Source organism: Paenibacillus sp. FSL L8-0340 (assembly GCF_038593145.1).
GTDB lineage: Bacteria > Bacillota > Bacilli > Paenibacillales > Paenibacillaceae > Paenibacillus_AQ.
Genome location: NZ_CP151967.1, coordinates 4,875,975 through 4,889,772, shown reverse-complemented (window position 1 = coordinate 4,889,772; position 13,798 = coordinate 4,875,975). Strand labels below are relative to the sequence as shown.

At 51.1% G+C, this 13,798-nt stretch carries 10 protein-coding genes; 8 read left to right on the top strand and 2 right to left on the bottom strand.

What is annotated here, in order from left to right:
* The first annotated feature begins 77 nt into the window (after positions 1 to 77).
* The 4 genes from NST07_RS22280 (at position 78) to NST07_RS22265 (ending at position 5,085) form a co-directional block, all read left to right on the top strand.
* Complete coding sequence (locus NST07_RS22280) at positions 78 to 749, top strand: GerMN domain-containing protein (RefSeq protein ID WP_341379128.1); 672 nt, start codon at positions 78 to 80, stop codon at positions 747 to 749.
* An 80-nt stretch (positions 750 to 829) separates the two neighbouring features.
* A complete protein-coding gene (locus NST07_RS22275) occupies positions 830 to 3,937 on the top strand; it encodes an S-layer homology domain-containing protein (protein WP_342480199.1) in 3,108 nt (1,035 codons plus the stop codon).
* 168 nt (positions 3,938 to 4,105) lie between these two features.
* Entirely contained in the window at positions 4,106 to 4,816 is a 711-nt protein-coding gene (nth, locus tag NST07_RS22270; protein ID WP_341094420.1) for an endonuclease III, read from the top strand.
* Positions 4,817 to 4,818: 2 nt separating this feature from the next.
* Positions 4,819 to 5,085, top strand: coding sequence for a hypothetical protein (locus NST07_RS22265; RefSeq protein WP_038594340.1), 267 nt, complete (start codon positions 4,819 to 4,821; stop codon positions 5,083 to 5,085).
* An 89-nt stretch (positions 5,086 to 5,174) separates the two neighbouring features.
* On the opposite strand, the gene NST07_RS22260 is transcribed toward NST07_RS22265, so the two are convergent.
* Positions 5,175 to 5,726, bottom strand: coding sequence for a DUF2812 domain-containing protein (locus NST07_RS22260; RefSeq protein WP_342480198.1), 552 nt, complete (start codon positions 5,724 to 5,726; stop codon positions 5,175 to 5,177).
* Between the two features lie 4 nt (positions 5,727 to 5,730).
* A complete protein-coding gene (locus tag NST07_RS22255) occupies positions 5,731 to 6,066 on the bottom strand; it encodes a PadR family transcriptional regulator (protein ID WP_341094416.1) in 336 nt (111 codons plus the stop codon).
* A 335-nt stretch (positions 6,067 to 6,401) separates the two neighbouring features.
* Here NST07_RS22255 and NST07_RS22250 point away from each other — a divergent pair, with 335 nt between their 5' ends.
* The 4 genes from NST07_RS22250 to NST07_RS22235 all read left to right on the top strand — a co-directional run bounded on the left by NST07_RS22250 (position 6,402) and on the right by NST07_RS22235 (position 13,798).
* Complete coding sequence (locus NST07_RS22250) at positions 6,402 to 10,082, top strand: dynamin family protein (RefSeq protein ID WP_342480197.1); 3,681 nt, start codon at positions 6,402 to 6,404, stop codon at positions 10,080 to 10,082.
* Positions 10,083 to 10,229: 147 nt separating this feature from the next.
* Positions 10,230 to 11,420, top strand: a complete 1,191-nt coding sequence (purT, locus tag NST07_RS22245) for a formate-dependent phosphoribosylglycinamide formyltransferase (RefSeq protein WP_342481968.1) — start codon at positions 10,230 to 10,232, stop codon at positions 11,418 to 11,420.
* Positions 11,410 to 11,874, top strand: a complete 465-nt coding sequence (locus NST07_RS22240) for a GNAT family N-acetyltransferase (RefSeq protein ID WP_144024272.1) — start codon at positions 11,410 to 11,412, stop codon at positions 11,872 to 11,874. The genes purT and NST07_RS22240 overlap by 11 nt, the downstream gene beginning before the upstream one ends.
* Positions 11,875 to 12,148: 274 nt before the next feature.
* Positions 12,149 to 13,798, top strand: a complete 1,650-nt coding sequence (locus NST07_RS22235) for a response regulator (RefSeq protein ID WP_342480196.1) — start codon at positions 12,149 to 12,151, stop codon at positions 13,796 to 13,798.

Below are 13,798 nucleotides of genomic sequence, written 5' to 3'. Positions count from 1 at the left end.
GCTTTCGGCCTGATTTGCAGGCGAAAGAGGCTTTGCAGTTCTGTCTGCCCGTATTCATCTAGAGGGGGTAAATGTTGATGAACAAAAAACTGACATATGCAGGGGTTGCAGCACTTCTTCTACTGGTGATCTCAGGCTGCGGAGACAAGCCGGCTGCAGCACCGGCTGATGAAGCGGGGCAAAATTCTCCTGCAGTCGTTAGCGGAGCCGAAGGAAATAACGGAAATGGAGACAGCAACAGCAATAGCAATAACAGCAATGCAGGAGGACTCAATACACCCGCCACTGCCGAGCCGGTTAGCACCGATGCTCCTGCTGCAACAGACAAGCCCGTTGAAGTCGACAAACAAAGCCAGAGCATTTCCGCGTACTATACGGATTCGCAGCAGATGGAACTTGTGAAGGCTGCAGCAAAGATAAGCTTCGCAAATGATACGGAGAAATATACTGAAGCCTTCAAAACGCTTCAAAACAGCGATAAGGCAGATATGATCCCGTTATGGAGCGGTATTGAGCTTAAATCACTTAAATTTACAGATGGACAGATTGTGATGGACATTCATAAACCTGCTGAGGCTCAACTGGGTGCAGGCGGTGAATCCATGGCCATCAGTGCGCTGGCTCAACTCTTCTTCCAGTTCGAAGAAGTGAAAAGCGTTGAGCTTCTGGTAGACGGTGAGCAAGTGGAAAGTTTAATGGGGCATGTGGATTTAGAACATCCAATTACCCGGGAGAACAGCGCATTATAAACGTCGCACAGGATTTTTGGGAATGTTTGCCGAATTACTAATATACCATTTACATGAAGCATAGAGAGGGGAATAACCTATTGTCCGGTCATAAAAGATCCAATCACTCTATTAAAGCTTATTCCACCAAAGCGGCATCTGCTGTTCTGGCCGGCGCTATGGTGCTTGGCAGTGCGGGGGCTGCATTCGCTGAGAGCGCAGCAACTGCTGCCCCTAAAGCTACTGCTGCGCCTGCAGCAACAGCTACACCAAAAGCTACGGCAACGCCTGCAGCAACAGCTACACCAAAAGCTACGGCAACACCTGCAGCAACAGCTACACCAAAAGCTACGGCAACACCTGCAGCAACAGCTACACCAAAAGCTACGGCAACACCTGCAGCAACAGCTACACCGAAAGCTACGGCAACGCCTGCAGCAACAGCTACACCGAAAGCTACGGCAACGCCTGCAGCAACAGCTACACCGAAAGCTACGGCAACGCCTGCAGCAACAGCAACTCCAAAAGCTACAGCAACGCCTACAGCAACAGCTACGCCTGCAGCAACAGCTACGCCTGCAGCTACAACTGCACCTACAGCTACGCCGCCTGCAGCTGCACCAGGATTGTTCAGCGATGTAAAAACAGGCTTCTGGGCAGAAAAACATATCTATAAGCTGGCAGCGCAAGGTCTTGTTGTCGGAAATAACGGATTATTCCGTGCGGGTGACTCTGTTACCCAGCAGGAAGCTGTGCTGATCGCACTTCGCTTCATGAAGCTTGAGGACAAAGTAAATACCGGCACTGACGTGGTGCTTCCGACTAATTTCCAGGTGTCCAATTATTTTAAGCCGTTTGTTGTGCTGGCATTCCAGCAGGGCCTTCTGAACAAGACGGTTGAAATGTCGGCGGATAATCTAAAGACATCCTGGGGCGACCGCAAGGCATCACGTGAATGGATTGCCGAATTGCTGGTCCGTGCTCTCGGCAAAAACTCCGAAGCGGGCGCAGTATCAGGCAAGCCGACTAGCTTCGCTGATGATGCCAAGGTTTCGGCGAATAAACGAGGTTACGTGAACACTGCCGTAGAATTGGGACTGGCCAATGGTCTTGACGGCAACCGATTTGATCCACAAGGAGCGGTAACCCGTGCACAAGTGGCAACTTTCTTCAGCCGCGCAGAAGCATTTAACACTATAGGGTATGACAACACAGTCAAAGGGAGCATCAGTGCCCTGAAGGACGGGAAAATGACCGTTTACAGCAACGGTTCACCGTCTGTCTTCAATTTGACTCCCGTAACTGCATACTACACTAGTACGGCAGACACAAGAATCAATCTGAATGATGTTCAGCCATATACCAAAGTAACCGTTATTGGTGCAACCTATAATGCAGCTTATGTTGAGGTGACAGATCCTGCCCAGCAGGTGGTAAGTGTCGAAGGGAACTTTGCCAAGATCACTCCAAGTACGATTTGGCTTGATTCTGCTACGGGATATGACCAGTACAGCTATGATACTGATACTTCTTTTGTAGATGTAAATGGAAGCACGATTAGTTCCGGAGCCATTACGGCAAACAGTAAAGTTACCTTGCTGCGTGAAACTTTCACAGGAACTAATAAGGTGGTAAAGGTTCAGGTGACCTCGGGCGTTGTGAACAAAACGACTACAGGGACAATTCAAAGTGTGGATCAGGCAGCAAAAAGCATCACGTTCAAAAATGCTTCCGGAATTGCAGAAACGTTCAAGTGGGAAGACGGGGTTACACTGTTCAGTTCGCAAAACGCAGTTTTGCTGCCAGCCGACCTGAAGACCGGAACTGCTGTGAAATATACGATAAATAGCAATGTCATCCGTTCGGTGGAAGTGACTTCAGGCACGGAGCGAACGGTAGAGGGATCGATTTATGAGCTTACAAGCTCAAGCATTATTTATAAAAAGTCTGACGGTGCTCGCGAAGTGAAGCTGCTGGCTACATCGCCGGCGCCGACAATTGTGATACCTAACGTTACTAACCCGGTAATCGGTGATCTGCTTGCCGATGCGAACAGTGGAGACAATGTTCGGATTACCCTCAACAGCTCTGATCAGGTGACAAAGATTGAAGTGCTGAACCGCCAGATGGATGAATTTATCGGTGCGACTGTAATTGCTTTTAATAGCAAGACAAAGCTGCTGACAGTTATGGACGGCAAAAGTAAAGCACATCTGGTACAGATTGATGACAAGACAAAACTTGCTTTTGACGAGGGCATTACCACATCATTGACTACTATGGGGATTTATCTCTACGAAGGGCGCAGGGTGGACGTAAAAGCTGTCGGCCAGCGGGCCCTTTCGGTAGAAACCAGCACCAAATATACAGGAACCCTGTCCGAGATTAATACAACAACCAGAACGATTGTTCTGAAGCTCGCAGGAGGGCAAACTCTTACCCTGGGTTATCCACAGGTAATTGATATTCTCGGACGTACATCTTCTGCCATCACAGATATACCTCTTAACTCTTCGGTAACCGCAGTGCTTACGAGCAATCAGGATGTCATCTCAGTGCTTAAAGTGAACTCATCAGTGCAGGTTGAAATCACTACTCTTAATGCACCAATGAATAAGCTGGGTGTGAAATGGTCCGGAGGAACGCTTGAACTGAATACTTTGACTTTAACGATGACCAATGAAGCAGGACAAACCCTTAAAATTGGCGACTTGAAGGTCGGTGATTACGTGAATCTGGCCGTAAGCGGCAGCACTCCAGTATCACTTCAGTACATCAAGCAGAATACTGGTGTTGTGTCGTCAGTAGATGCAGCTGCGGGTTCATTCGTGCTTAAGGATTATGCAGGCACCTCCCAGACGATTGCAGTCAGCGGTGGCGTAAAAATTATCCGTGACGGTGTTACTACGACAGGTCTCGGCAGTCTGACTACAGCTGACCGGGTAGATGTCCGCAAAGATGCTGACGGGTCAGTGATCGTCACTGTACTGAAGCAGCTTACCCGCTCGGTTTCGCGTTACGACAGCCTAAATAACCAGATCGTAACCAAACGCTCTTCTCTGAGCGATACGAATTATCAGTTTGCGATCACTTCGAGTGTATATATTCACCAGGGTGACACGACTTTATCCGTGCAATCTCTCAAAGAAAATGATAATATTATATTGTATTTCAAAAACGATGTCTTAGTTGAAGTCGTGAAACAATAGTGGCAATGGTGATTTTCCGTGAGAAACACCGTCTTGATCCAGGAGATTGTCTGGATCAAGACGTTTTTTTTGAAATATAAGCAGTTATACTTGTTAATATTTCATTACATCAGAGAAGATACGCTCGTCTGGTTTGTTGAGTGTAAATACTCCGTGGAGGGGACGCCGGTGAAAGTTGCAGAGGTCCGCCACATTCTGGATACGATTCGAGACATGTTTCCTGATGCGCATTGCGAGCTGAATCACAGCAACGCTTTTGAGCTAACCATTGCGGTGCTGCTGTCAGCCCAATGTACGGACGCAACAGTGAACAAAGTGACCGAGGACCTGTTCCAAAAGTACAAAACCCCTCTTGACTATATTTCCGTGCCGCTGGAGGAACTGGAGAGGGATATCCGGCGTATCGGCTTGTATCGCAATAAGGCTAAGCATATTCAAAGCCTGTGTTCTATTCTTATAGAGCAATATGGCGGAGAAGTGCCACAGGCTCATGACTTGCTGGTAACATTGCCGGGGGTCGGCCGCAAGACTGCGAATGTCGTTGTGTCCAACGCTTTTGGCGTACCTGCGATTGCTGTGGATACCCATGTGGAACGGGTAGCCAAGCGGCTCGCACTTGCGGGCTGGAAGGATTCCGTACTGGAAGTGGAGAAGAAGCTGATGAAGGCGGTGCCGCGTGAGGAATGGACACTTACACATCATCGGCTGATCTTTTTTGGCCGCTATCACTGCAAAGCCCAGAATCCAAGTTGTCAGGTTTGCCCGCTCTTGGATGTATGCCGTGAGGGCAAGAAACGTATGAAAACAGCTGTAATCAGGAAAGATAATGATGTATTAAAGGCAAGCAAAAAGTTAGAGATGAAGAAGAGGATGGGATAGAGATGAAATGCATTTCTGTATATACCAATAATTTTGAAGCTTTTTCCGATATTTTTGACCGTGTAGTGGAAAGTCCGTTGGAAGAAAATGAAGAGCAGGAAGTAGAAGGCATCACGATCAGCCATTCCGGCGATGTGCCTGAGCATTACCTGGAGCGGATGTCCCAGAAGCCTGAAGTGGTTGTTATGAGAGACAAATCCCGTGGTCTGACCATTCTGCAGCACGGTAAAGTATTCGAAATTCTGCTTCCGGTACTGGAAACAGCGTAATAGGATTTACGAACAAAGAGCCGGCCTTGGGGCCGGCTCTTTGTTCGTCATACGTTATTGAAAACGCGGGTATCTTTAGGGGAATGAGCTTAAGCTGAGAACTTCCTTAAACGCAAGGAGTATGCAATATAGACCATGGTGGAAGGTACGAATGCCATGACGCACAACGTTAAGACTACGAAAGATGTGTTTTCCAGAAGTAAATTGTTCCATACCTTTGTAGACAGGAACCTTAAAGCAATACTTCCTAAGGTCAGCATCAGTGTTACAAAAGCAGCTATTTTGCTGATTCGGGCAACCTTGGTATATTTATCATAAACAGTCGCACGGTCGGTATGGATAGGAACAGTTCCCGGTTCTGCCGAGAAGATATGGAGATCTCCAGCGGAGCATACATAAGTCCAGCCGCTGTCTGCAAAAATATTATGGTACTCAGCTTCCTCCTCCTTCGGCAATTCACGTATATCCAGACAGTAAATTTGCTTATGCGGCGTTCCCCTGCGGATTACGTAACCAAACAAAGAGAAATGATCCAGAAACCAGCCTTTTTCTGACAGTGTGCTCAATTTGTTCATATCTGCATCCTCGGCAAAGGCCAGACCCTTCGATATTACATAACGCGTTTGTTTATCCTTCTTCATGAGATTATTCCTCCTTCGCAGCTTGTAATGCGGCATTCCCGTGTGCAACCATTCTAAGTCTCCGTTCGATTTCAGCTGTAATAATTAGCTCTCCACTCTGGGTAATCTGATAAGTCTTCCGCCGGTCATCGTCGTCCTCATTCAATAGGATATAGCCTGATTTCTGCATTTTCTTGATTAAGGTGTAAAGTGTTGCAGGCCCGATTTTAACTTCCCCGTCTGTCAATTCTTCAATATATTTCATGATCGCATAGCCGTGTTTCGGAGTGAGTAAGGCAAGCAGGATGTAGTAAGCCGAATCAGTCAACTGTTCGGTCTGCAGTGAATTAGCTCTGGACATTGGCACACCTCCATTTTCTATAATAAAAGGTATATCTGATATGGATATATCCATTAGCGATATATCTGATATGGATATAATAATTCCATAATATTGCATTGTCAAGTCAGGGATGCATAATTTTTAGTCAACTGAATTTTGTAAAGGTTTATAGGGGATTTTGTAATTCGTGAATATTTGATTTGTGGCAAACTGGTGATAAAATGTAATTATTCTAGTTATGCCATTTATTTTTACGTTAAGATATATTTATTTTAGATATCGCTTTATGAAGGCTAAGTACATAGACTTCAAATAAAGTCGATTTTTTCTAGGATGCAGCGGAGGTGGATATAGTGGCAGCAGAACAAACCAAGATTAAAACAGAGAATGTGACGGATTCGCCGCTTACTCTGCTGGGAGCGCTGATGGAACGGTGGGGAGCGACAGAAACGCAGCGGGTACTCTCCGATTTGGAGAGTAAAGAGTGTGCCCGTGAGCTGACACTCGCCTTTTGCGGACATTTTTCGGCAGGGAAGTCGAGTATGATTAACAGGTTATGCGGCAGCAATGTACTGCCTTCCGGACCCGTTCCGACCAGTGCCAATGTCGTGTCTATACGCAGCGGAGCGCCCCGTGTACGGCTCTATCCCAAGGTGGAAGGACAGAATGAGACAAATTCCGCATGGGAGACCACACCGGAGAAATTGCAGGAATATTGCCGTAAGGGCGGTGATTATTCAGCGATTGAAGTCTGGGAGGATGTGCCTTTGCTTGGAGCACATGGTGTTCTGATGGACACCCCGGGGGTTGATTCCACGGATGACGGGCATCAAGCCGCGACGCGCTCCGCACTGCATTTAGCCGATGTGGTGTTTTATGTGATGGATTACAATCATGTGCAGTCGGAGAATAATCTGGCTTTTGCCAAAAACCTCAGTGATTGGGGCAAACCGCTGTATCTTATTATCAATCAGATTGACAAGCACCGTGAACAGGAAATTGCCATTGAAGCCTACCGGCAGCAATTGGAAAGCGCTTTCCACGAATGGGGAATTCAATCCGCAGGTATTTTGTTCACTTCCCTTAAGAACATGGAGCATCCGCTAAATCAATGGGACGGTCTGCTTATGCTGATTCGCCAGCTGCTGGATCAGCGGGAGGAGCTGCTTGGCTACAGCTTGTCCCGCTCAGTGCATCATGTGGCCGATGCGGTTGTGACAGAATACCGCGAGCAGCAGCAGGAGGAGCGCGAGGCGCTGCTGGAAACATCGGGCGGTGCGGATGAGTACTCCGTGGAAAGAGCGTTTCAGGCTTGCAACGAAGAACGTAAGGAGCTTGCAGAACTGCCTGATCAGTCAATCCTAACGTTGCGCAACGTACTTGATGCGCTGCTGGGCAACAGCAATCTGATGCCTGCCGATGTAAGAGAAGCTGCGGGTGCTTATGCTGAAAGCATGGCTCCCGGCTTCCGGCAGGGCCTGCTGTTCACGGCTGCGAAACGGGAGAAGGTGCAAGCAGAACGGCTAAAAGCCTGGCACGGACTGCAAACGCGGGAAATCACCGCCCAACTGGAATGGCATATTCTTCAGTTGATCCGGGAATGGGCTGAAGACCTTGGAGTATGGGAGGAGGGGGCCGAGAATCTGCTCAAGCAAAGTTTACCGGCGGTGAGCCAGGAGTGGCTGGCGGCTGCGGTGAAGCCGGGAACCGGGGCCTCGGGCGAGGCGTTGCTTAATTTCACCCGCACGCTTGCGGCTGAAATTAAAGCCCAGTTCCGCCGGGCTGCCCTGTCTCTTGGCGATGAGCTGCTGGCGAAGCTGCCGCCGCTGCTGGAAGAGCGGCGCACCGAGCTGTCGCGCCGCGAAGAAGCCCTGCAGCGGCAGGCGCGCGCACTCGCCGCGCTTGCTGCCCTTGACCGCGCGGCGGATGCCCGCGCGGCAGAGCTCGCGGCGCTATTGCCGCCGCGCCGGACCCTCACCCCCGGCACTCTGCCGGAGGTGAGGGTTGCCCCGCGGGCAGGCGCCAGCAGCGCCGCACCGCGAGTGGTCCAGCCGCTGCCGGGCGCAGCGGCCGGAAGGCCTGCCGCCGCAGCCTGGGCGGCAGGGCCGGTCTCGCCGGCGGGCGGACGCCGCCGGCTCACGAAGGCCGCAGCGGCGCTGAGCGCTGCGGCAGAGCTGCTGCGCGGCGAGCCGGCCATGGCCTCGGCGGTGCGCAGTCTCGCGGCACGGGCGGAGAGCATCGCCGCCGGCCGCTTTACGATGGCGCTGTTCGGAGCGTTCAGCGCCGGTAAATCCTCCTTCGCCAATGCGCTGCTGGGTGAAGAAGTGCTGCCTGTGTCTCCCCACCCCGCGACAGCAGCGGTGAACCGCATCCTGTCACCGGAAGGGGAGTTCCGCCATGCCAGCGCGGTGGTAACGATGAAGACCGCGGAGGATTTCTGGGAAGACATCCTCCATTCCTTCAGCGTACTGCAGCTTGCGCCCCCGCAGCGGCAGAGCTGGACCGCTGAGGTGGCAGGGCTGAAGGTCAGCGGCCTGCATCCTTCCGCCCTGCCGCATGCCGGATTCCTGCGGGCGGCCGCTGCGGGCTGGTCAGAAGCGGAGGGACTGCTCGGAACGGTGCGGACTGTTGATCTGCAGGAATACCGTGGACTGGTCGCCGAGGAGACCCGGGCCTGTTTTGTGCAGGGGATTGACCTGTATTATGACTGTCCCTTGACCGCGAGCGGCATTGTGCTGGTGGATACCCCTGGCGCGGATTCCCTGCATGCCCGTCATACCGGTGTAACCTTCGGTTACATGAAGAATGCGGACGCGATATGTTTTGTGACCTATTATAATCATGCCTTTTCCAAAGCGGACCGTGGTCTGCTGGCCCAATTGGGAAGAATTAAAGACAGCTTCGCGCTGGATAAAATGTTCTTTATCATCAACGCTTCTGATTTGGCCGCAGACGAAGCGGAGCTGGAAGAGGTGAAGGGGCATGTCGCGCAGAACCTGCGTGCCGGCGGCCTTACCTCGCCGCGGATATATACCTTGTCCAGCCTGCTGGCGCTGCAAGGCAAAGCAGACCACAACCGGGAAGCTTATGAAAGCTCCCGTTTCCAGACCTTTGAAGAGGCGCTTGCGGAATTCGCGGGCGGAGAACTGCCGCGGTTGTCGCTTGCAGCCGCGCAAGAGAACATTGCCTCCGTGCGCAGACGGGCGGAAGAATGGCAGAAGCTGGCTGAGATGGAGGCAGGCCGGCGGGAAGCCGGGCTGCTGGAGCTGCAGGAACGCCGCCGCACCGCAGAAGCACGGCTCACGGCGCTTTCCGCCGAGGAACGTCCGCTGCGCGACCTTCGCCGGGAAGGTGAAGAACTGCTCTATCATGTGCGGCAGCGGATTGGCTTTGCCTTCGGCCGTTTCTTCCAGGAATCCTTCCACCCTTCCGTGCTGCGTGAGGATAGCGGTAATCTGAAAGATATCTTTACAGCCTGTGGCAGAGAGCTGGAACGCACCCTTGAGCGTGAACTGGAACAGGAATTGTGGGCGACTACCCTGCGCCTGGAAGCGGCAGGTCAAAAACTCGTGCGGACGGCAGCTTCATCAGCCGCATCGGAACTGTCGATTTCGGCTCAGGAGCTTCAGCTCATGGACAATTCCGAAGAACACTGGCCTTCTCCGGATAAGCTGGAGTGCCGGTTATCCCCTCTGGACTGGGCAGCATTATGGGGCCGCTTCAAATCGCCGCGTCATTTCTTTGAGGGCCCGGGGCGCAATGAAGTCAGAGCCTCAGCGGACCCTTGGCTGAAGGAAGCAGTTGCCGGAGCCGCCGGGACGCAGGAAGGTTTATTATTGGATTTTTATACGGGTGTAGCGGAGCAGGCGTTGAAACGTTCGGCAGACATACTCCGAGCAGCTCTGGCTGAGCGGGAGGAAGTGATGTCCGGTCTCTTGAAAGGGGGTGATTCTGCGGAACATTGGGGCCAAATAGGCCATCAATTAAATGTTCTGGAGAGAAATTTCGACGATCTCGTAGACGGAGATCTGTGAAGATTGTAGGAAAATGTCGAAGAAGGCTTGCAATCTGGTCGTTGATGGAAGAAAATAAAGAAGCCTGAAAATTTACAATGAAAACTGCGACATTTACAGAAAAAGAGAGTCAGCAGTCAAATTAGCCGAAAGAGGTTGGAGTCGACAATGTGGGGAGCTCCTTTTTCAGCTCAAAGCCGTAAGCTGCTGCTCTTGGGCAGCGGGGAATTGGGTAAGGAAGTCATTATCGAAGCTCAGCGCCTTGGCGTAGAGACCGTAGCTGTGGATCGTTATCAAGATGCCCCGGCGATGGGTGTAGCCCATCGCTCCTATGTAATTGATATGCTGGACGCGGACGCGCTTAAGACGCTCATCCGTGCCGAGAAGCCTGACTTGATTGTGCCTGAGATTGAGGCTATTGCCACTCATGCGCTGCTGGAGCTGGAGGCGGAAGGATTCTTCGTAGTCCCGACTGCACGTGCAGCCCGGCTGACCATGGACCGGGAGGGTATCCGGCGTTTAGCGGCTGAAGAGCTTGACCTGCCGACCGCGGCATACCGCTTCGCGGACAGTCTGGACGAATTACGCCAGGCAGTGGAAGAGCTTGGCACACCCTGTGTGATCAAGCCGATTATGAGCTCCTCCGGCAAAGGACAGAGCGTCTGCAAGAAACCAGGTGATGTGGAGGACTGCTGGAATACGGCTCTGGAAGGAGCGCGGGCCAAAGGGACACGGGTCATCGTGGAGGCTTTCGTTACGTTTGAAAGTGAGATTACCTTGCTTACGGTCCGATCGGCAAGCGGAACTGTATTCTGTCCGCCGATCGGCCATATCCAGAAGGACGGCGACTATGTAGAGTCCTGGCAGCCGCATCAGATGAGTGAGCGCACGCTGGCAGAAGCTCAGAATATCGCCAAAACGGTAACTGATCAGCTTGGAGGCCTTGGTATTTTTGGAGTGGAGCTGTTTCTTACAGAGCAGGGAGTATTGTTCAGTGAAGTATCGCCCAGACCGCATGATACCGGCATGGTTACAATGATTACGCAGGATTTATCGGAATTCGCTCTGCATGTCAGAGCCATTCTTGGATTTCCGCTGGACTCGGTTGCGCTTGTAACACCGGGCGCTTCGGCTACCCTGAAAGCACAAAAAACCGGACAGGCTTTTGCCATATCCGGAATCGGCGAAGCGCTGGCGCTTCCCCGTACGCAGGTTAGGGTATTCGGCAAACCTGAAATCCGTCCTGGACGGCGGATGGCAGTAGCCCTCAGTGCAGCGGAAGATGTAGAAATCGCGCGGACTACCGCCAAACAGGCGGCGTCTATGCTAAAAGTGGAGGTATATGAGAATGAACAGTAGTACTCAGGAGCAAGTACTGCAAATTCGCAAATGCGGCATGAATGATCTGGAGAGAGTAACAGCCCTTCTGCGGGAATTCGGCTATCCGACAACACTTAGCGTGATGAAAGAGAGAATGGAAGGCATGGAGAATGATCCGTTCCATTGCACACTGGTCGCTGAACTGGACAATGAAGTTGTGGGAATGATTGGACTTCGGCAGGTGAAATCCTATTACAAACATGCGGATTGTATTACGGAAATCAACGCGTTGATTGTATCAGAGGAGCTTAGAGGCAACGGCCTCGGCAAAAGATTGGTAGCTGCAGCGGAAGAATGGGCCCGCGGGCAGGGTTGCTGCCAGCTGTTCCTTAGAAGCGGTAACCGTGTGGAACGTGCGCCTGCGCATGCTTTTTACCGTCATATGGGTTTCGAGCAGACTACCGGCTACCGCTTCAATAAAGCATTGCTGTAAATCTAATACGTACAATCATCCCCATCCCGGCAACCGGGATGGTTTTTTTTTCCGTCGTAGAGGTAAACCCCACCGTTCTGAGCTGAAGAATATCATTCCCTCAATTTGCTTATGTATACCCGTCCATTGCCACTGTATAATGAATTTGCTGAACCGGCGGAATAGCCATTCAGTATCTTTTACCCCTTACTTAAGTTAAACATAGATAGAGTTAATCGAATCAGCTAGAATAGTTTTATAATTACCTAAACAGAAATTATAAGAGGGATGAAGCATGTATAAATTGATTCTTGCCGAAGACGAAGAGGATGTAAGAGAAGGGATTATCGCACAGATCGACTGGGGCAGCTATGGTTTTGAGGTTGTAGATCAGGCGGAGAATGGCCGTGAGGCTGCGGAATCAATCGACCGCCTGCTGCCGGATGTGGTCGTGACCGACATCCAGATGCCATTTATGAACGGACTGCAGCTGTCCGAATGGATCCGCAGCCGTCACCCCAATACGAAGATCATAATTCTCACCGGCTACGATGAATTTGAGTACGCCCAGAAAGCGATTAAACTGCAAATTGACGAATATATTCTGAAACCGTTTTCTTCTCAGGAGCTGATCGACACACTGCTCAAGGTTAGAAAAACCATAGAGGCGGAAATCGCTGAGAAAGAAAATGTGTTTGTGCTGAGCGAGCATTACCGGAAGAGTCTGCCTGTGCTTCGTGAACAATTCCTCTCCTCGCTTGTTTCCCGTAGGCTGCGGCCCGTGGAAATCGCCGAGAAAAGTGCGGAATACGGCATCAACCTCTCTGGTGAGAGCTTTCAGTCTTCGGTAATCAGCATAGATTATATCCGTTCGGAGAAGAATGCAGGAGTTATCCAGAGTCTGCCCGTATCCCTGCGTGACACCGGCGACCGCAATTTGCAGCTGTTCGCGGTGCTTAATATTGCCGAGGAAATTTGTCTGAAGTATGGTTTCGGCAAAGTATTTATACACCGGGATGATGTCGTGCTGCTCTCGGTCAGCATGGAGAAGGATGAGGCGGAGATTACCGGAAAAACCTTTGCGATTTTGGAGGAGATCAGGCAAAATGTACAGCGTTTTCTAAAGCTGACGGTGACCTCAGGAGCCGGAACAGTATACCATACAGCGTCTATGCTGTTCAATTCATTCGGCGATGCGCTGCAGGCACTTGATTACCGCCTCATTCTCGGCAACAACAGAGTGATCTGGATCGAAGATGTGGAGTCAAGATCCAATCAAATGCTGGCTTATGACGAGCTGACCCAACAATCGCTGATCCGCACGATCAAACTGGGCACGCTACAGGAGCTGAAAGAGGTTGTCGACGAATTGTTCGGGGGACTGGACACCGCGCAGGTTTCGACCCAGGACTATCAGGTGTTTCTGCTGGAGATCATCACCTCGATTCTACGGGTGGCCAAGGAGTCAGGCAGTGAGACCACCGATTACATCGGATCAGGGCTGTCTTCGCTTACGGAAATCCATAAATTCAACAATATGGGCGAAGCTAAGCAGTGGATTATCCATGTGTGCAGCCGGCTGATGGATTCTATTGCTTCGGAGCGGCAGTCGAGCTACAAACAGCTGATTGACCAAGCCAAGGAATACATCAGGGGTCATTATGAGGAGTCCGACATCTCGATCGGCAAAGTTTGCCAGCATTTGCATATCAGTACGGGATATTTCAGCAGCATTTTTAAGAAAGAGATGAAGATGACCTTTGTCAGCTATCTACTGCAGATCCGTCTGGAAGCTGCCAAGGAACTGCTGCGCTCAACAGAGCTGAAGGCTTTTGAAATTGCCGAAAAAATCGGTTTTGCCGACCCGAATTATTTCAGCTTCTGCTTCCGCAAGAAGTATGGACAATCTCCCAAAGAGTATAAGAACAGCTCCCGGGGAGGATAG

What these genes read in the sequence shown, in the direction of transcription:
- NST07_RS22280 (WP_341379128.1), top strand. Translation starts at nt 78, where the DNA reads ATGAACAAAAAACTGACATATGCAGGGGTTGCAGCACTTCTTCTACTG.
- NST07_RS22265 (WP_038594340.1), top strand. Translation starts at nt 4,819, where the DNA reads ATGAAATGCATTTCTGTATATACCAATAATTTTGAAGCTTTTTCCGAT.
- NST07_RS22260 (WP_342480198.1), bottom strand. Translation starts at nt 5,726, where the DNA reads ATGAAGAAGGATAAACAAACGCGTTATGTAATATCGAAGGGTCTGGCC.
- NST07_RS22255 (WP_341094416.1), bottom strand. Translation starts at nt 6,066, where the DNA reads ATGTCCAGAGCTAATTCACTGCAGACCGAACAGTTGACTGATTCGGCT.
- purT (WP_342481968.1), top strand. Translation starts at nt 10,230, where the DNA reads ATGTGGGGAGCTCCTTTTTCAGCTCAAAGCCGTAAGCTGCTGCTCTTG.
- NST07_RS22240 (WP_144024272.1), top strand. Translation starts at nt 11,410, where the DNA reads ATGAACAGTAGTACTCAGGAGCAAGTACTGCAAATTCGCAAATGCGGC.
- NST07_RS22235 (WP_342480196.1), top strand. Translation starts at nt 12,149, where the DNA reads ATGTATAAATTGATTCTTGCCGAAGACGAAGAGGATGTAAGAGAAGGG.